The organism is Acidovorax sp. BLS4, assembly GCF_032929295.1.
Taxonomy (GTDB): domain Bacteria; phylum Pseudomonadota; class Gammaproteobacteria; order Burkholderiales; family Burkholderiaceae_C; genus Paracidovorax.
The window spans coordinates 1,948,513-1,965,156 of sequence record NZ_CP136797.1 but is presented as its reverse complement, the minus strand read 5'-3'; the positions used below and the strand labels follow the sequence as shown (position 1 = coordinate 1,965,156).

Here is a 16,644-nt window from a genome sequence, read left to right as displayed (position 1 = left end):
GACGCTTGCCGATGGCCGGAAAGGGCTTCGCCGCGCCGCCGCGTGAAAGGCACTTCCTGCAGCAGGCCACCGGCTGGCCGGCACCCAGGGGCGGGCGTACACTGAGCCCCTTCCGTGCGGCGCTGGCGCCGCTGCCGCTCTGCCTGCCGTCGCTGCCCCGCCCATGAGCCGTCCTGATCTTTCCCTGCTCCTGCCCCCGGGTTCGGAGAACCCGCCCGCGCCCATTCCGCCCGAGCGCCGCGCGCCCGCGAGCCGGGCCGAGGGCCCCGTGGCCGCGCTGATCGGCGAATTGCGCGCCTACCAGGCCGAGCTGGAGGTGCAGAACAAGGTGCTGCGCTACAGCCAGGCCGCGGCGGAAAGCGCCTCGGAGCGCTTCGAGACGCTGTTCGCCAGCGTGCCGCTGTCGCTCATGGTGCTCGACGAACATGACATGGTGGTGCAGGCCAACTCCATGGCGCACCGCTCCTTCCAGCCCACCGAGGCCGACCGTCCCGTCACCTCGCTCATGCCGTTCGTGAGCGCGGCCGACGCCGAACGCGTGCGCGAGGCCTTCGCGCAGGCGCGCGAACTCGGCCACAGCGAGGCCACCGAGGTGGTGTTTCCCGTGGGCTCGGGCGGCACCATCACCGGCGACCTGCACATCGCCCGCATCGAGGCGCCCCAGGAAAGCGGCCCGCCGGTGCTGCAGTTCCTGTGCGCCGTGATCGACCAGGGACCGTTGCTCACCGAGCGCCAGGCGCTGCAGCAAAGCGCCCAGGCCCTGCAGGAGCGCAATGCCCAGCTGCACGCCAGCGAGCGGCGGCTGGAGGCGGTGATCAACTCCGCCCTCGATGCCATCCTGTGCGTGGACCAGCACCAGCGCATCACCGTCTTCAACCCCACGGCGGCCGCGCTGTTCCAGTGCGCCACGGCCGACGCCATGGGCAGCCGGCTCGACCGCTTCCTGCCCGATGCGGCGCAGGCGCTGGCGTTCGCGCAGCTCACCACGCAGGCCGTGCTGGGCGAGATGGTGGCCTGCACCGCCAGCGGCAAGGAGCTGGCGGTGGAGGTGAGCATGTCGTTCGAGCGCCATGCCGAGGGCGAGACCACCACCGTCTTCGCGCGCGACCTCACCGGCCGCAAGAAGGCCGAAGCCCACCGCAGCGAGCTGGAAGCGCAGCTGCGCGAGTCGCACAAGATGCAGGCCGTGGGCACCATGGCCGGTGGCATCGCCCACGACTTCAACAACATCCTGAGCGCCATCCTGGGCAATGTCGAACTGGCCAAGGCCGACTGCGACGCCGCCTCGCCCGTGCTGGAGAGCCTGCGCGAGATCGACAAGGCCGGCCGGCGCGCGCGCGACCTGGTGCGCCAGATCCTCACCTTCAGCCGCAACGAGCCGCCGCAGCGCACCGCCGTGAGCGTGCACGACGCCATGCACGACACCGAGCGGCTGCTGCGCGTGACCCTGCCGCCCGCCATCGAGCTGCGCATGCGCCTGGATGCGGGGCTGCCGCCCGTGCTGGCCGACGCCACCCAGGTCGAGCAGGCGCTGCTCAACCTGTGCACCAACGCCATCCATGCGATCGGCGAGGCGCGCGGCATCGTCAGCATGGAGGCCTCGGCCCTGGAGCCCGACCTGCGGCTGTGCGAGCGCCTGGGCCTGCCCCTGGGCGAGTACGTCGCGCTCACCGTGGTGGACAACGGCCCGGGCATCGACGCGGCCACGCAGCAGCGCATCTTCGAGCCCTTCTTCACCACCAAGCCCGTGGGCCAGGGCACGGGCCTGGGCCTGGCCGTGGTGCACGGCGTGATGCGCACGCACGGCGGCGCGGTGGATGTGCACAGCGCTCCCGGCGAAGGCAGCCGCTTCACGCTTTACTTCCCCGTGGCGCCGGATTCGGCACCGAGCGCGCCGCCGCACGCCCCCCAGCCCGCCGCCCCGCCGCCCGTGCAGAGCGCGGACGAGCGCACGCGCCACGTGATGTACGTGGACGACGACGAGGCGCTGGTCTTCCTCGTGCGGCGCCTGCTGCGCCGCCGCGGCTACCAGGTGACCGGGTTCACCGATCCGCACGAAGCCACCGAGGCCCTGCGCGCCGACCCGCGCAACTACGACCTGCTGGTGACCGACTACAACATGCCCGGCTACTGCGGCGTGGACCTGGTGCGCGAGGCCAAGCGCATCCGCCCTGACCTGCCGGTGGCCCTGGCCTCGGGCCACGTCACCGCGGAGATCGAACAGTCGGCCCTGGCCGAAGGCGCGAGCGCCCTCATCCACAAGCCCAACGACGTGGAAGAGCTTTGCGCCACCGTGCACCAGCTGGTGCATGGCACGGCCAAGGGCCCCGATGACCCGGCCGATGGCGGACGCCACTGAGGCGGCGCCAGGCGCCGGGGAAGCCGCACCGCCGCCCGATTGCCTGTACGCCGACGACGACCTGCTGGTGCTGGCCAAGCCCTCGGGTCTGCTGTGCGTGCCGGGGCGCGGCCCCGACAAGCAGGACTGCCTGAGCGCCCGTGCGCTGCAGCACTGGCCGGACGCCCTGGTGGTGCACCGGCTGGACCAGGCGACCTCCGGCATCGTGCTCATGGCGCGGCACGCGACGGCCCAGCGCACGCTGGGCGATGCCTTCGCCGCACGGCAGGTGGACAAGCGCTACGAGGCCGTGGTGCAGGGCCCGGCGCCCGCGCCGCCCGCCGCCGATGGGACCGCCGGCGGCTGGCAGGCGATCGACCTGCCGATCGCCGCCGACTGGGAGCGCCGCCCGCTGCGCGTGATCGACGCCGCACAGGGCAAGCCGAGCCTGACCCACTGGCGCGTGCTCGCCCACGACACCGCCGCCCACACCACCCGCGTCGAACTGCAGCCCGTGACCGGCCGCACCCACCAGCTGCGCGTGCACCTGGCGGCCATCGGCCACCCGATCCTGGGCGATGCGCTGTATGCGCCAGGGGCGGTGCAGGCCCGCGCGCCGCGCCTGCTGCTGCATGCGCGCCAGGTGGCGTTCACGCATCCGCGCACCGGGCAGCCCATGGCGTTTTCGTGCCCCACGCCCTTTTAGTGTTTCGGGCCACCAGCACAATCAACACCAGGGCATATCGCTATATTTTTAATAGCGTGCTGGGCCGCGGAAACCGGCGCGCCCTCGAAGCCCCCGCCGGCCACGCCCGCAGTCCACGCAGTACCATCGCCGGATGCCAAAACACCTCACGATCTTGACCGGCGCCTCGCGCGGCATGGGCCTGGCGATGGCCCGCCAGCTGCTGCAGCCCGGCCACGCGCTGCTCACCCTGTCCCGCAACGCCCATCCCGAGCTCGCCGCCGAAGCCGCGCAGGCCGGCGCCACGCTCGAGCAGTGGGAGCAGGACCTGTCCCAGGGCCTGCACGCCGCGGCCCGCCTGCGCACCTGGCTGGCCAACGTGCCGGCCGGCGAGTACGCCAGCGCCACCCTCATCAACAACGCCGGCGTGGTGCCGCGCATCGCACCGCTCTCGGGCAGCGACCCGGCCGACCTGGCGCACGCGCTGCGCGTCGGGCTGGAGGCCCCGATGCAGCTGAGCGGCGCCTTCCTGGGCGCCACCGAGAACTGGCCGGTGCCGCGCAAGGTGCTGAACATATCATCGGGCCTGGGGCGCCGCGCGATGGCCTCGCAGGCCGCCTATTGCGCCGCCAAGGCGGGCATGGACCACTTCACCCGCTGCCTGGCGCTGGACGAGGCCGCCAAGCCGAACGGCGCCAAGGTGTGCTCGCTCGCGCCCGGCGTGATCGACACCGACATGCAGGCCCACCTGCGCGATGCGAGCGCCGCCGACTTCCCCGATGTGCAGAACTTCGCCAACCTCAAGTCGGGCGGCCAGCTCACCTCGCCCGCCGATGCGGCGGCGCGCGTGCTGGCCTGGCTGGAGCGTGCCGACTTCGGCGAAACGCCCGTGGCCGACGTGCGCGACGCCTGAGGGCCACCCCCGTGCAAACGCTATGCTTTCAATAGCAATATGCCCTAGATAATATTGCGCTGAAGGCCTTTTTTGCCTTGCATCGACTGGCTTGAACTTCCCCCGCAAAAAATGGAGACACGACCGATGATCCGCAGCCTGCTTTCCTTCACCGCGCTCGCCCTGGCGCTGGGCGCCACCGCCCAGGCGCAGACGCCCCCTCCCGCCGCCACCTACCCCACCAAGCCGGTGCGCCTGATCGTGCCCTTCCCGCCCGGCGGCGGCACCGACATCCTCTCGCGCCTGGTGGCCACCAAGCTGACCGAGGTGACCAAGTGGACCGTGGTGCCCGACAACCGCGCGGGCGCCGGCGGCACCATCGGCATCACCGAGGCCGTGAAGGCCGCCCCCACCGGTTACGACCTGGTGATGGGCCAGAAGGACAACCTGGTCGTCGCGCCCTGGCTCTATAAGAACCTGTCCTGGGACCCGACCAAGGACCTGGTCGCCGTGGCCCACGTGGCCTACACGCCGGTGATCATCGCCACCGGCGCCAACTCCCGCTTCAAGACCCTGGCCGACGTGGTGGCCGCCGCCCGCGCCGAACCCGGCAAGATCACCTACGGCTCACCCGGCAACGGCACCACCATCCACCTGGCCGGCGACCTGTTCGAGAAGGCCGCGGGCATCAAGCTGAGCCACATTCCCTACAAGGGCTCCAACCCCGCACTGATGGACGCGCTGGCGGGCAATGTGGACCTGCTGGTGTCCTCCGTGCCCTCGGCGATGGGCCAGATCAAGTCGGGCAAGCTGCGCCCGCTGGCCGTCACCTCGGCCAAGCGCAGCTCGTCGCTGCCCGACGTGCCCACCGTGGCCGAGTCGGGCTACAAGGGCTTCGACGTGAGTTCGTGGTATGGCATCTTCGCGCCGGCCGGCACGCCCGCCAACGTGGTGACCACGGTGAACGCCGAGGTCAACAAGCTGCTGGCCTCGCCGGAGATGCAGGCCGCCATCCAGGCCCAGGGCGCCGAGCCCGAGTCGCTGTCGGCTGCGCAGTTCTCCACGCTGCTCAAGACCGACTACGCGAAGTGGAAGGGTATCGTGGAAGCCTCCGGCGCGAAGATCGAATAGGTGCGGCACGGGCCTTGTGCCCCCTGCTGCCTGCAGGCAACGCGCCCCATGCAAAACGGCTCCCGAGGGAGCCGTTTTGCTTTGAGGGCCGGGTCAACGCCGGCCCCCATGGCATCGACTGGCGATCAGTCGCGCACCACCAGCACGGGCACGTGCACCGCGCCCAGCACGCGCTGCGTCACGCTGCCCAGCACCAGCTTTTCCAGGCCGCGGCGGCCATGCGAGCCCATCACGATCAGGTCGGCCTGGCTGGTCTCCAGCGCACGCAGGATGCCGTCGTGCACCGCATGGCCCTCGCCCACCACCGCCGTCACCGGCACGCCGGCTTCCTGCATGGCCTTCTTGACGCCGTCCAGCGCCACGTTGGCCTCGGCCGTCGCAGCGCTCAGGTACTGCGACTGGCCATAGGCAAAGTCCGCGCCCACACCCGTGAACGGGTACGGGTCCACCACGTACACCGCGGTCACGGCCGCACCGAACGCCTTGGCCAGGCCGGCGGCCTTGGATACGGCGGTCATGGAGGTCGGCGAGCCGTCCACGGGAATCAGGATGTGCTTGAACATGGTTACTTCTCCTTCGGTTGATGGATCAGGCAGGGCCTGGGCCGGGGGGATCGCCTGCGCGATCCGTGCCCGCGTCAGGCCCCAGTGTCGCGGCGACCGGTTGGCCGGCCGTTGATCCGCATCAAGTCATGGCCTTCAGGCCGGCGCGTCCTGGAAGCCTCCGCGCCGGCAGGTCACGACCAGCGTGTCGCGGAAACCACCGTCGGCCAGCGGCTGGATGGGCGTGGTCTCGTGGATCATGCGCGCATCGTCCAGCAGCATCAGCGACCAGGGCTCGCTGAGCGTGAAGCGCTGCCCGCTGGGCCCGGACGCTTCGAATATACGCGTCTCGCCGCCCTTGACCCGCTCGCGGCCGACGAGGAAAACCGCCACCAGATCCACGCCGTCGCGGTGCGCGCCCTCGGGCGTGGGCCGGCCGATGCCGTCGGTGGTGTCGATGCGGAACTGGTGCGCCTCGACGAACCAGCGCTCGGGCTGCGTGGCCAGGGCCTGCTGCGACACGCGGGCCAGCGCGGCGATCAATTGCCGCCACGCCGGGCGCGCCACGGTGGTGTCCAGCATCGGCGCGAACATCCGCTGCATGCCGCCGTGCAGCGCGTTGTATTCCACCGGCTGCCAGTGCGCGCGGTGGGGCACCGCCTGCACGCTGTCGCCATCGGCGACGAAGCTCGCGTGGCGGCGGCGGCGGTACCGCCCGCCGTCCTTCAGGAACTCATCGGGCGGCAGGCCGCTCCAGTCGGCGTGCAGCGCCTGGAGCTCGTCCAGCGGGCAACCGATCCACGCCGCGGTGTCGGCAGGCCGCAGCACGGCATAGCCGGCGCTGCGCAGATGGCTTGCCACTTGGTCCGGTGGCAGGTACGGAGGGGAGAAGGTGATGTGCGCCATAGGCGGCCAAGCTTAACCCGGCCCGCCCCTGGAACCTGGCGCAAAAGTGCCAGCCATCCGCTGGCGGCATCACCACCGTGCAGTAGCATGGCGGGGCCTTCGCCATTCCAGGAATCCGCCATGCCCCATGAACGCCGCCACTACGTCCGTGTGGCTTTCGATGCACCCGCGCTGCTCACCACCGGCCTGGGCACGTTCGACGTGCAGGTGCTGGACCTGTCGCTGCAAGGCGCGCTGCTCGCCCTGGGTGCCGAGCCCGCGGCCGCCAATCTGCCCGCCGGCGCGCCGTGCCAGTTGGTGATCGCCTTGTCGGCCGACAACGACCACATCGCCATGACCGGCGACATCGTGCACATCGAAGGCCCGCATGCCGGCCTGCAGTGCCGCACGATGGACCTGGACAGCGTGACCCACCTGCGCCGCGTGATCGAGCTGCAGCTGGGCGATCCCGCCCTGCTGGAGCGTGACCTGGCGGAGCTCATTGCCGCGCACGCGGCGCAATAGGCGCGGCGCGGCCCATCAGGCGGCGGCAGGGCTGGCCAGCTCGGCCTCCTGCAAGGCCCGCCACATCACCTTGCCGCTGCCGCTCTTGGGCAGCGCGTCCACCAGTTGCACCACGCGGGGCACCTTGTACACGGCCATGTGGTCGCGGCACCAGGCGATGATGTCTTCGCCGGTCACCTGCCCGCGGTGCTCCTGGCGCAGCACCACCACGGCCTTGACCGTTTCGCCGCGGTAGCTGTCGCGCGCGGCGATGATGCAGGCCTCCTGAATCGCCGGGTGGCGGAACATGAGCGCCTCCACCTCGGCCGGCCAGACCTTGAAGCCGCTGGCGTTGATCATCCGCTTGAGCCGGTCGGTCAGGAAGAAATACCCCTCGTCGTCCACCCGCCCCAGATCGCCCGAGCGGAAGAACCGCTTGCCGTCCAGGTCGATGAAGGCCGAGGCCGTGGGCCCTGGCAGCTTCCAGTAGCCGCTGAAAACACCCGGGCCGTGGATCACGATCTCGCCCTGCTCGCCGGCGGGCAGTTCCTGCAGCGTGTCGGGGTCGATGATGCGGGCATCGGTGCCGATGAACGGAATGCCCAGGCACTGCTGCTTGGGGTGGTCCGGCGGGTTGGTGTGCGACGGCGCGGCGGTCTCGGTGAGGCCGTAGCCCTCGGTGTAGCGCAGGCGGTACTGCTCGAACAGCCGTTGCGCCACCGCCTGCGGCATGGCCGCGCCGCCGCCGCCGATGTACACCAGGCTGGACAGGTCGTACTGGCCGAAGTTCGGGCTGCCCATGAGGTCGATCACCATCGTGGGAATGTTGGTCCAGTTGCTCACGCGGTAGCGGGAGATGAGCCGCCCGGCCAGATCCCGGTCCCAGCGCGGCATGAGCACCAGGGTGGCCCCCACGTAGATACAGGAATGCATCACGCTGACCATGCCGGTGATGTGGAACATGGGCACGACGGCCAGCGTCACGCTCTCGGGCGTGGCGGTGCCCCACAGGCTGCTGGCCACGGCGTTGTGCATCAGGCTGCGGTGCGGGTGCATGCAGCCCTTGGGCAGGCCGGTGGTGCCGCTGGTGTAGGGCAGCACGGCCAGGTCTTCGGGCCCGACCGTGAGATCCGGGGCGGGCGCCGTGCAGGCCAGCGCATCCGTCCAGGCATGCACCTGGCCGACGGCCAGGACCGGCAGCGGGTGGCGGGTGCAGAGCCAGTCGCGCCACGCCGGCGGAATCGCGTCGGCGCCGGCCTCCTCGGGCGAGAACGCATCGGTGAACTGCGCCACCACCAGGTGGGCCAGGCCCGCGCCCGGCGCCAGCGCATCGCTGGCCTGCACCAGCTCGGGGGCCAGGTCGGCCGTGGTGATGGCCACGCGTGCGTCGGGGTCGGTGATGTAGTGGGTAAGTTCCTGCGCCCGGTTCATCGGATTGACCGGCACGACGACCGCGTTGGCCCGCAGGATGGCGAAGTGCGCCAGCACCAGTTGCGGACAGTTCTGCATGCACAGCAAGACGCGGTCGCCCTGCCGCACGCCCAGGGCATGCAGGTGCGCTGCCATCCGCTCGGCACCGTCGGCGAGCGCGCGGTAGGTCAGCGTGCGCCCGAAGAACACCAGTGCCGGCTTGTCCGGGTAGCGGCGGGCGCTGATCGCCAGGTTGTCCCAGAGGGAAGTGGCGGGCGGCGTGAGCGCGTGCGGCAGGCGGCGGGGCCAGAAGGCGTGGTGGGCAGGCATGGGCGATTCGGTTCCTTTCGCTTGCAGCCTAGTGACCTGCCCCGGGCCCGGCATCGGGGATGCCCCCTACGGCCGGTCGCGTGGGCGACCCGGTCTGCCCATGGCCCGCCGAGGTGCGGCAATGGTGCCAGGACGGAGACTTTTGTAACCGCGTGTCCCGCACCGGCCCTTTGAGCGGGCTTGCGCGGCGACGCGGCCGCGCGCATCAACGACAATGTGCGGCTGGGCCAAGCGCCCTGCCCCGCCGGCACCGCCCGGGCCCGGCAGGCCGCGCGGCACGATTCTTTCGATTTCTGCGGCAGGGCCCTCCCACAGGCCCTGCCCCGCAGCTTGCGGGTTTTACGGACAACATGAACATTGTCATTCTCGACGACTACCAGGACGCAGTGCGCAAGCTGCATTGCGCCGCACGCCTGGACCCCTACAACGCCAAGGTGTACACCAACACCGTCAAGGGGCTGGGCCAGCTTTCGGTGCGCCTGAAGGACGCGGACATCATCGTGCTGGTGCGCGAACGCACCCACATCTCGCGCCAGCTGGTCGAAAAGCTGCCGCGCCTCAAACTCATCGCGCAGACCGGCAAGATCGGCCCGCACGTGGACGTGGCGGCCTGCACCGAGCGCGGCATCGCGGTGGCCGAAGGCGTGGGATCGCCGGTGGCGCCGGCTGAACTGACCTGGGCGCTCATCATGGCCGCGATGCGCCGCCTGCCCCAGTACATCTCCAACCTCAAGCATGGCGCCTGGCAGCAGTCGGGCCTGCGCGCGGCATCGATGCCGCCCAACTTCGGTGTTGGCACCGTGCTGCGGGGCAAGACGCTGGGCCTGTGGGGCTATGGGCGCATCGGGCAGATCGTCGCCGGCTACGGCCGGGCCTTCGGCATGAACGTGCGGGTGTGGGGCCGCGAGGCCTCGCGCGCCCAGGCCCTGAGCGACGGGCTGCAGGTGGCGACCACGCGCGAGGAGTTCTTCGCCCAGTGTGACGTCATCTCGCTGCACCTGCGCCTGAACGACGAGACACGCGGAATCATCCGGCTGGAGGACCTGTCGTGCATGAAGCCCACCGCGCTGCTGGTGAACACCTCGCGCGCCGAACTGATCGAGGCCGACGCGCTCATCGCCGCCCTGAACCGCGGCCGCCCCGGCATGGCGGCCGTGGACGTGTTCGAGAGCGAGCCCATCCTGCAGGGCCATGCCCTGCTGCGGCTGGAGAACTGCATCTGCACGCCGCATATCGGCTACGTGGAGCAGGACAGCTACGAGCTGTACTTCGGGGCCGCGTTCGACAACGTCGTCAACTACATCCGGGGCACGCCCACCAACATCGTGAACCCGGGCGCGCTGCAGGTCCGGCGCTGAAGCGCCCATCCCCCGGCCACACCGGAATCGAGCGCGGCCCGTTTCAGCCGCACCATGAAAAAAGGCCTCCGAACCGGAGGCCTTTTGCTTGGCGTGGACCTCCGGTCTTTCAACCGGCGGTGCCGCTGCGCGCTCAGTTCAGAGGCGTCTTCTTGCCGTCCTTGTACACATACAGGGTGATGGCGGGGTTCTTCAGTTCGCCATTGGGCTCGAAGGCGATGTTGGCCGTCACGCCCTTGTAGTTGGACTTTTGCAGTTCAGGGATGTAGACCTTCGGATCCCACGAGTTGGCACGCTTCATGGCATCGACCAGCAGCATGGTGGCGTCGTAGGTGTAGGGGCTGTACACCTGGAACTGGTTGGGGTACTTGGCGTCGTACTTGGCGCGCCATGCGGTGCCGCCAGGCATCTTGGCCAGCGAAGCGCCGCCTTCGGCGCAGACCACGTTGTTCAGCGTCTTGGCGCCGGCGGCCAGCTTGGCCACTTCAGCGGTACAGATGCCGTCGCCACCGAAGTACTTCACGTTGCCCATGCCCAGCTGTTCCATCTGGCGCAGCATCGGGCCGGCCTGGGGGTCCATGCCGCCGTAGAACACCGCATCGGGATTCTTGGACTTGATGGCCGTCAGGATGGCCATGAAGTCGGTGGCCTTGTCGGTCGTGAACTGCTCGTCCACCACCTTCATGCCCTTGGCGGCCGCCGTCTTCTTGAACACGTCGGCAACGCCCTGGCCGTAGGCCGTGCGGTCATCGACGATGGCCACGGTCTTGAGCTTCAGGGTGTCGGCCGCGTAGAACGCCAGGCCAGCGCCCAGGGCGTTGTCGTTGGCGATGATGCGGAACGTCGTCTTGTAGCCTGGCTTGGTCAGGTTGGGGTTGGTGGCGGCGCCGGTGACGTGGGGAATGCCGCAGTCGTTGTACACCTTGGAGGCGGGGATGGTCGTGCCGGAATTCAAATGGCCCACCACGCCAGCAACCTTTGCATCGCACAGCTTCTGTGCGGCGGCGGTGCCTTGCTTCGGATCTGCAGCATCGTCTTCCGCCTGCAGTTCGAACTTGATCTTCTTGCCGCCAATCGTGACGCCTTGGGCATTCAGTTCTTCAACTGCCATGCGGGCGCCGTTTTCGTTGTCCTTGCCGTAGTGGGCTTGTGGGCCGGAAACCGGTCCCACGTGACCGATCTTGACCACCTGCTCTTGTGCAGAGGCCGCGCCGGCAAAAGCCGCGATAGCGGCAACCACGGTCAGTTTCAACTTCAGTTGCATATGAATCTCCATTAAGGGGTGAGCGCTGAGAAATATTGTTGTGTCTCAACGCCGGAAACATATCGCAATTTATGGGCCAGATCACTAGGGAACACGATGACATGCGGCAGAAACCACAGGGGAATACCCTGTCACTGACCCAACGCACCCCCGAAGGAGGTCAAACGGAGGACGCTCCGGGGTGTCCAGCCAGCTCCTCGGCCACGGCTTCGTACACCGCATGGCGCACCACCGACTCCACTTCTTCGCGCAGCCGGGGCACCATGGAGCGGGTCTGCTCCATGACCACGGTGGCGATCGCCTCGCGCAGCCGCTGGTCCAGCACCACGTCGACGCGCTGCATGACACGGTGGATCACCACCTCTTCGATGTCCTTCAGCCCGGCAGCCGGCAGGGCCAAGTCCATGGGCGCGGGGGCCGGCAAAGGCGCGGGGGTGCGGGCCGCCGCCGGGGGAACGGGCGGCGTGGCAGACCGCGCCATGGCCGGCGCCATGACAGGCGACAGGACCGGCCGGGGCGGCAACCCGGCGACCACGGGAGGCTTGACGAACGACGGCGAAACCGCGGGCACTGCAGGGGCCGCCGCACCCGGCACCGCGGGGCTCGGCTGCCCCACGCCGGGTACGCCGTCCGAAAGCTGCACCACATCGGTGAGTGTGGGCACAAATCTGGGGGGCGCCTTGGGTGGTGAAGACATCACGCGCCTTTCAGCACGAGGTCGTGCCGCACGATCTGGTAGCCGCGCGACGCATAGTGGCGCCACCGGTCGCGCGCACCGCTGCGGTCGGCCTCGTCGTGCGCGCTCACCACCTCCACCAGTTTGCCGAACCGCTCGAAGCCTTGGGGCACCGTACCGCCCAGGTTCAGCAGCACCTCGTGGTGCGGCGCCAGGCGCAGATCCTGCGCCAGCAGCACGGGCGAGGCCTCGCGCAGGTCGTCACCGTCGCGCTCGTTGCAGTGGGCAACGAAATCCTGCGGAGCCATCGCCCAGAGCGCGCGGTCCAGGCCGTCAAGCGCGGACTCCGGCCCCGTGATGACCAGCCGGGCATCGCTGCGCAGCACCTTGCGCGCGAAGCGGCAGGCATAGGCCAGCTTGTCCGGCGCGTTGAAGTGGAAAGCGATTTCCGTCATGGCCAAGCGGTGGGCGCGATCAGCGGGCCGACACGCGCGGCGCGCGCGCGGCCTTGGCCACCGGCTTGCGCGCCGGCGCATTGGCCCGGGGTTGCGCCGCCGCATCGAGCAGGTATTGCACCAGCAAGCCGACCGGCCGGCCCGTGGCGCCCTTGGCGGCGCCACCCTTCCAGGCCGTGCCGGCAATGTCCAGGTGCGCCCACGGGGTGTCGCCCACGAAACGCTGCAGGAACTTGGCCGCCGTGATGGCGCCGCCAGCCCGCCCGGCCACATTCCCCATGTCGGCGAAGTTGCTTTTGAGCCCCTCGCCATATTCGTCGTCCAGCGGCATGCGCCAGCACGGGTCGAGCGCCGCATCGCCAGCCGCCTGCAGGCTTTGCGCGAGCGCGTCGTCGGTGGCGAACAGGCCGCTGCGCAGGCCGCCCAACGCGACCACGCAGGCGCCGGTCAGGGTGGCGATGTCCACCATCGCCGCCGGCTTGAAGCGCGCGGCGTAGGTAATGGCATCGCACAGCACCAGCCGGCCTTCGGCGTCGGTGTTCAGCACTTCGATGGTCTGGCCGCTCATGCTGGTGACCACGTCGCCGGGCTTGACCGCACGGCCATCGGGCATGTTCTCGCACGCGGGAATGAGGCCCACCACGTTGATGGAGGGCTTGAGTTCGGCCAGTGCGCGGAACACGCCCAGCACACTGGCGGCGCCGCCCATGTCGAACTTCATCTCGTCCATCTCGGCCGCGGGTTTGATCGAAATGCCGCCCGTGTCGAAGGTGATGCCCTTGCCGATCAGCACCGTGGGCGCCTGCCCGCGAACGCCGCCGTCATAGCGCAACTCGATGAAGCGCAGCGGCTCTTCCGAGCCGCGCGCCACCGCCAGAAACGCACCCATGCCCAGCTTGGCGGCTTCTGCGGGGCCCATCACCTTGCACTGGATGGAGGGGAACTTGGCCAGTGCCTTCGCGGCGCCCGCCAGCAGCGTGGGCGTGGCATGATTGGCCGGGCGGTTGGCCCACTCGCGGGCGTATTCGATGCCCGACACCAACGCTGCGCCACGCGCGAACTCGGACTTGGCGGCAGCGGCGTCCGCCACGCCGAGCACCACGCGCGACAGCACGCGGGGCTCGGTCTTGGATTTGGTGGCGGTATAGATGTAGGTGGCTTCGGCCAGCGCCTGCACGGCGGCGCAGACGGCCCCGCTGGCGGGGGGCGCGGCGAAGCACACCGCGGCGCGCTTGACCTGGGGGGATTTGAGCAAAGAGGCCGCGGCCAGGATGGCCTGGCGCGTGGCGCGCGCGGAGCCGTCGCCACCGCCCAGCAGCACCACGCGGCGAGCGGCCACGGCGGGCATCTGGTACAGCTGCAGGCTCTTGCCGGCCTTGGTGTCGAAATCGCCGTTCTTGAGGGCATGCGCGATCAGGCTGGGCAACGCACCGCCGGCGGGTTTCGTGCCGTCGGCCACCACGATGGCCAGCAGGTCGCATTTCTCGGCGGCGGCGCCGTCAAGGCTCAGGGTCTTCAGATCGAAGTTCATAATCGGTGTTTTCCTTCGAGCCAATGTTATTCGATTCATCCATTCGCAAGGAGCTGGCGCGCAGCTTCGGCGCGACCCTGGTGGTGCTGGTCACCGTGGTCATGACCATGATGCTGATCCGCACGCTCGGCCAGGCCTCGCGCGGCAGCGTCAATCCCTCCGACGTGATGCTCGTCATGGGCTTCACCGTGCTTGGGCAGTTGCCCACCATCCTGAGCCTGAGCCTGTTCGTGGCCGTGGTCGGGACGCTCTCGCGCATGTACCGCGACAGCGAGATGGTGATCTGGTTCGCCAGCGGCCGCGGGCTCATCAACCTGCTCACCCCGCTGCTGCGCTTTGCCTGGCCCGTGATGCTGGTCATCGCGACCCTGGCCCTGGTGATCTGGCCCTGGGCCAACCAGCAGATCCAGGCCCTCAAAGTGCAGTACGAACAGCGCGGGGATGTGGACCGCATCGCGCCCGGTGAATTCCAGGAGTCCGCCAACGGCAGCCGCGTGTTCTTCATCGACCGGGAAAGCCCGGACAACGAACAGGCCAGCAACGTTTTCATCGCCTCGACCGAGCGCGGCCGCGAGACCGTGACATCCGCCCGCAGCGCCCGGCTGGAGACGCGCAACGGCGAGCGCATGGTGCTGCTGAGCGACGGCCAGCGCCTGGAGACCACCGTGGACAAGCCCGGGCTCAAGGTGAGCGAGTTCATCGAGTACGGCACCCGCATCGGATCGGCGCCCCCGGGCGCGCAGGATGAGCAGGCCGTCAAGACCATCTCCACCCCTGCCCTGCTGGCCTCGGCCGAGCCAGCCTTCCGCGCCGAACTGGGCTGGCGTTTCGGCCTGGCCGTGGCCGCCCTCAATTTCGTGGTGATGGGGCTCGCGCTGGCCAGCGTGAACCCCCGCGCCGGTCGCAGCAGCAGCCTGGTGCTGGCGCTGTTCGCCTTCGTCGTCTACTACAACCTCATGACCCTGGGACAAAGCTGGATCAGTTCCGGACGGCTCGGCGTGGTGCCGTTCATGCTGCTGCTGCACGGCGGCACGCTGGCCCTGGGCCTGGCGCTGCTGACGGCACGCCACCATCGCTGGTCGCCCAGCATGCTGTGGCGCCGCGGAGGCCGCGCATGAAGACGATCCGCCGCCTGATCTACCGCGAAGCCCTGTCGGCCGTGGCTTTCGTCACACTGGGCTTTCTCGCGCTGTTCTTCTTCTTCGACATGGTCGATGAACTGCGCTGGGTGGGCCGCACGGGCCCGGACGGCTACCAGCTGTCCCATGCCATGCTGTTCGTCGCGCTCAGCATTCCCAGCCACCTTTACGAGCTGCTGCCGATCACGGTGCTGATCGGCACGATCTTCGTGATGGCGCGGCTGGCGCAAAGCTCGGAGTTCACCATCATGCGCACCAGCGGGCTGGGGCCCTGGCGTGCGTTGCGCACACTGCTTGTGCTGGGCCTGGGGTTCGTCATGCTGACCTTCGCCGTCGGCGATTACATCGCACCGATGACCGACCGCGCGGCGCAACTGGTCAAGGCGCGGCACCTGGGGCAACTGACCACCGGCGCGACGGGCGCCTGGCTCAAGGAGCGCCAGGGCACCCATTCGATGGCCGTGAACGTGCGTGCGCTCAGCCCCGATGGCGGCATGCTCAACATCCGCGTGTTCGAGTTCGATGCGGACGGCCGGGTGGCCTCCACCCTGCAGGCCGCCAGCGGCACGGTCGGCAACGACCAATGGGAGCTGAAACAGGTCAAGCGCAGCGTCTTCCATCGCAGCGGCGAGGCGGAAGCACGGGTGGAGCGCCTGCAGGAGGCCGAACTGCGCTGGCCCACGCGCATCAGCGCCGACATGGTGTCCGCGGCGCTGCTCAAGCCTGACCGCATGGCGACCATCGACCTGTTCCAGTACATCCGGCATCTGGAGGCCAACGGCCAGTCGGCGCAGCGCTATGAGATCGAGTTCTGGCGCAAGGTGTTCTACCCGCTCAGCTGCCTGGTGATGGTGGTGCTCTCGCTGCCCTTCGCCTACCTGCATTTCCGCTCGGGTGGCATCGCGGGCTATGTGTTCGGCGGGGTGATGGCTGGCATCAGCTTCTTCCTGCTGAACAACGTGTTCGGCTACGCGGGCAACCTGCAGAACTGGTCACCCTGGCTCACTGCGGCGGCGCCGGGGCTGATCTACTCGGTGCTTTCGCTGGCCGCTTTCGGCTGGTTGGTGCTGCGCCGATGAACCAAGGACCACACGCGTTGACTGCTACCCCACCCCGAGGCGTTGTCCTGTTCGCCCATGGTTCGCGCGACCCGCTGTGGCGCGCCCCGATGGAGGCGGTCCAGGTCCACCTGCAGCAGCATCGTCCCGAACTGCGGGTGCGCTGCGCCTATCTCGAATTGACCACGCCCGACCTCGCGCAGGCCGTGCAGTCGCTGGTGGACGAAGGTGCCCGGCAGGTGACGGTGGTGCCGATGTTCCTGGGCACGGGCAAGCACGCCCGCGAGGACCTTCCACTCTTGGTACAGACACTGCGCGCCACGCACCCCGGCGTGCAGTTCAAGGTTCAGGGCGCGATCGGCGAAGATCCGCGCATGACCGCATTGATGGCGGAGATCGCCGGCTCGGCCTGACGTGGGCTTCAGACGGGGCCTGCGGTGGGCCCT

General features: G+C 69.3%; 16 protein-coding genes. 9 read left to right on the top strand and 7 right to left on the bottom strand.

Features of this window, described 5'->3' with window-relative positions:
* The first annotated feature begins 163 nt into the window (after window positions 1-163).
* The 4 genes from R1Z03_RS09140 to R1Z03_RS09125 all read left to right on the top strand — a co-directional run bounded on the left by R1Z03_RS09140 (window position 164) and on the right by R1Z03_RS09125 (window position 5,046).
* Window positions 164-2,359, top strand: coding sequence for an ATP-binding protein (locus tag R1Z03_RS09140; protein ID WP_317358893.1), 2,196 nt, complete (start codon window positions 164-166; stop codon window positions 2,357-2,359).
* Window positions 2,343-3,044: an RluA family pseudouridine synthase gene (locus R1Z03_RS09135; RefSeq protein WP_317358890.1), complete on the top strand. Its 702-nt coding sequence runs from the start codon at window positions 2,343-2,345 to the stop codon at window positions 3,042-3,044. The genes R1Z03_RS09140 and R1Z03_RS09135 overlap by 17 nt, the downstream gene beginning before the upstream one ends.
* Before the next feature lie 133 nt (window positions 3,045-3,177).
* Entirely contained in the window at window positions 3,178-3,936 is a 759-nt protein-coding gene (locus R1Z03_RS09130; RefSeq protein ID WP_317358886.1) for an SDR family NAD(P)-dependent oxidoreductase, read from the top strand.
* Between the two features lie 126 nt (window positions 3,937-4,062).
* Window positions 4,063-5,046 (top strand): tripartite tricarboxylate transporter substrate binding protein, encoded by a 984-nt coding sequence (locus tag R1Z03_RS09125; RefSeq protein ID WP_317358883.1) that lies wholly within the window; start codon window positions 4,063-4,065, stop codon window positions 5,044-5,046.
* A 125-nt stretch (window positions 5,047-5,171) separates the two neighbouring features.
* Here the strand turns inward: R1Z03_RS09125 and R1Z03_RS09120 are convergent, their stop codons facing one another.
* A complete protein-coding gene (locus tag R1Z03_RS09120) occupies window positions 5,172-5,609 on the bottom strand; it encodes a universal stress protein (protein ID WP_272552433.1) in 438 nt (145 codons plus the stop codon).
* Between the two features lie 135 nt (window positions 5,610-5,744).
* Window positions 5,745-6,494, bottom strand: coding sequence for a 2OG-Fe dioxygenase family protein (locus R1Z03_RS09115; RefSeq protein ID WP_317358879.1), 750 nt, complete (start codon window positions 6,492-6,494; stop codon window positions 5,745-5,747).
* Window positions 6,495-6,614: 120 nt separating this feature from the next.
* Between R1Z03_RS09115 and R1Z03_RS09110 the strand changes: the two genes are divergently transcribed.
* Window positions 6,615-6,998 carry a PilZ domain-containing protein gene (locus R1Z03_RS09110; protein WP_317358877.1) on the top strand — a complete coding sequence of 128 codons (384 nt, stop codon included), beginning with the start codon at window positions 6,615-6,617 and terminating at the stop codon, window positions 6,996-6,998.
* Window positions 6,999-7,013: 15 nt separating this feature from the next.
* Here the strand turns inward: R1Z03_RS09110 and R1Z03_RS09105 are convergent, their stop codons facing one another.
* A complete protein-coding gene (locus R1Z03_RS09105; RefSeq protein ID WP_317358875.1) occupies window positions 7,014-8,717 on the bottom strand; it encodes a long-chain fatty acid--CoA ligase in 1,704 nt (567 codons plus the stop codon).
* Window positions 8,718-9,067: 350 nt separating this feature from the next.
* Between R1Z03_RS09105 and R1Z03_RS09100 the strand changes: the two genes are divergently transcribed.
* Window positions 9,068-10,075 carry a D-2-hydroxyacid dehydrogenase family protein gene (locus R1Z03_RS09100; protein WP_284412378.1) on the top strand — a complete coding sequence of 336 codons (1,008 nt, stop codon included), beginning with the start codon at window positions 9,068-9,070 and terminating at the stop codon, window positions 10,073-10,075.
* Window positions 10,076-10,208: 133 nt separating this feature from the next.
* On the opposite strand, the gene R1Z03_RS09095 is transcribed toward R1Z03_RS09100, so the two are convergent.
* The 4 genes from R1Z03_RS09095 to R1Z03_RS09080 form a co-directional block, all read right to left on the bottom strand.
* Window positions 10,209-11,339, bottom strand: a complete 1,131-nt coding sequence (locus R1Z03_RS09095; protein WP_272563750.1) for a branched-chain amino acid ABC transporter substrate-binding protein — start codon at window positions 11,337-11,339, stop codon at window positions 10,209-10,211.
* 160 nt (window positions 11,340-11,499) lie between these two features.
* On the bottom strand, window positions 11,500-12,036 hold the full coding sequence (locus tag R1Z03_RS09090; protein WP_317358871.1) for a hypothetical protein: 537 nt from the start codon (window positions 12,034-12,036) through the stop codon (window positions 11,500-11,502).
* Window positions 12,036-12,470 carry a DNA polymerase III subunit chi gene (locus R1Z03_RS09085; protein WP_284430874.1) on the bottom strand — a complete coding sequence of 145 codons (435 nt, stop codon included), beginning with the start codon at window positions 12,468-12,470 and terminating at the stop codon, window positions 12,036-12,038. The genes R1Z03_RS09090 and R1Z03_RS09085 overlap by 1 nt, the downstream gene beginning before the upstream one ends.
* A gap of 19 nt (window positions 12,471-12,489) precedes the next feature.
* Entirely contained in the window at window positions 12,490-14,001 is a 1,512-nt protein-coding gene (locus tag R1Z03_RS09080; RefSeq protein WP_317358865.1) for a leucyl aminopeptidase, read from the bottom strand.
* A 23-nt stretch (window positions 14,002-14,024) separates the two neighbouring features.
* Between R1Z03_RS09080 and lptF the strand changes: the two genes are divergently transcribed.
* Genes lptF through R1Z03_RS09065 form a run of 3 tightly spaced genes read left to right on the top strand, consistent with a single transcriptional unit; the run spans window position 14,025 to window position 16,611 of the window.
* Complete coding sequence (lptF, locus tag R1Z03_RS09075; protein WP_272563754.1) at window positions 14,025-15,119, top strand: LPS export ABC transporter permease LptF; 1,095 nt, start codon at window positions 14,025-14,027, stop codon at window positions 15,117-15,119.
* The gene (gene lptG / locus R1Z03_RS09070; protein ID WP_284430872.1) at window positions 15,116-16,219 is read left to right on the top strand and encodes an LPS export ABC transporter permease LptG; all 1,104 of its coding nucleotides are present in this window, start codon (window positions 15,116-15,118) and stop codon (window positions 16,217-16,219) included. The genes lptF and lptG overlap by 4 nt, the downstream gene beginning before the upstream one ends.
* Window positions 16,216-16,611, top strand: a complete 396-nt coding sequence (locus tag R1Z03_RS09065; RefSeq protein ID WP_317358859.1) for a CbiX/SirB N-terminal domain-containing protein — start codon at window positions 16,216-16,218, stop codon at window positions 16,609-16,611. The genes lptG and R1Z03_RS09065 overlap by 4 nt, the downstream gene beginning before the upstream one ends.
* Window positions 16,612-16,644 lie beyond the last annotated feature (33 nt).

Excerpts from the sequence above, each read along its gene's own strand:
- R1Z03_RS09130 (WP_317358886.1), top strand. The coding sequence starts at position 3,178 with ATGCCAAAACACCTCACGATCTTGACCGGCGCCTCGCGCGGCATGGGC.
- R1Z03_RS09065 (WP_317358859.1), top strand. The coding sequence starts at position 16,216 with ATGAACCAAGGACCACACGCGTTGACTGCTACCCCACCCCGAGGCGTT.
- R1Z03_RS09140 (WP_317358893.1), top strand. The coding sequence starts at position 164 with ATGAGCCGTCCTGATCTTTCCCTGCTCCTGCCCCCGGGTTCGGAGAAC.
- R1Z03_RS09100 (WP_284412378.1), top strand. The coding sequence starts at position 9,068 with ATGAACATTGTCATTCTCGACGACTACCAGGACGCAGTGCGCAAGCTG.
- R1Z03_RS09105 (WP_317358875.1), bottom strand. The coding sequence starts at position 8,717 with ATGCCTGCCCACCACGCCTTCTGGCCCCGCCGCCTGCCGCACGCGCTC.
- R1Z03_RS09080 (WP_317358865.1), bottom strand. The coding sequence starts at position 14,001 with ATGAACTTCGATCTGAAGACCCTGAGCCTTGACGGCGCCGCCGCCGAG.
- R1Z03_RS09090 (WP_317358871.1), bottom strand. The coding sequence starts at position 12,036 with ATGTCTTCACCACCCAAGGCGCCCCCCAGATTTGTGCCCACACTCACC.
- R1Z03_RS09110 (WP_317358877.1), top strand. The coding sequence starts at position 6,615 with ATGCCCCATGAACGCCGCCACTACGTCCGTGTGGCTTTCGATGCACCC.
- R1Z03_RS09115 (WP_317358879.1), bottom strand. The coding sequence starts at position 6,494 with ATGGCGCACATCACCTTCTCCCCTCCGTACCTGCCACCGGACCAAGTG.
- R1Z03_RS09085 (WP_284430874.1), bottom strand. The coding sequence starts at position 12,470 with ATGACGGAAATCGCTTTCCACTTCAACGCGCCGGACAAGCTGGCCTAT.
- R1Z03_RS09095 (WP_272563750.1), bottom strand. The coding sequence starts at position 11,339 with ATGCAACTGAAGTTGAAACTGACCGTGGTTGCCGCTATCGCGGCTTTT.
- lptG (WP_284430872.1), top strand. The coding sequence starts at position 15,116 with ATGAAGACGATCCGCCGCCTGATCTACCGCGAAGCCCTGTCGGCCGTG.
- R1Z03_RS09135 (WP_317358890.1), top strand. The coding sequence starts at position 2,343 with ATGGCGGACGCCACTGAGGCGGCGCCAGGCGCCGGGGAAGCCGCACCG.
- R1Z03_RS09120 (WP_272552433.1), bottom strand. The coding sequence starts at position 5,609 with ATGTTCAAGCACATCCTGATTCCCGTGGACGGCTCGCCGACCTCCATG.
- lptF (WP_272563754.1), top strand. The coding sequence starts at position 14,025 with ATGTTATTCGATTCATCCATTCGCAAGGAGCTGGCGCGCAGCTTCGGC.
- R1Z03_RS09125 (WP_317358883.1), top strand. The coding sequence starts at position 4,063 with ATGATCCGCAGCCTGCTTTCCTTCACCGCGCTCGCCCTGGCGCTGGGC.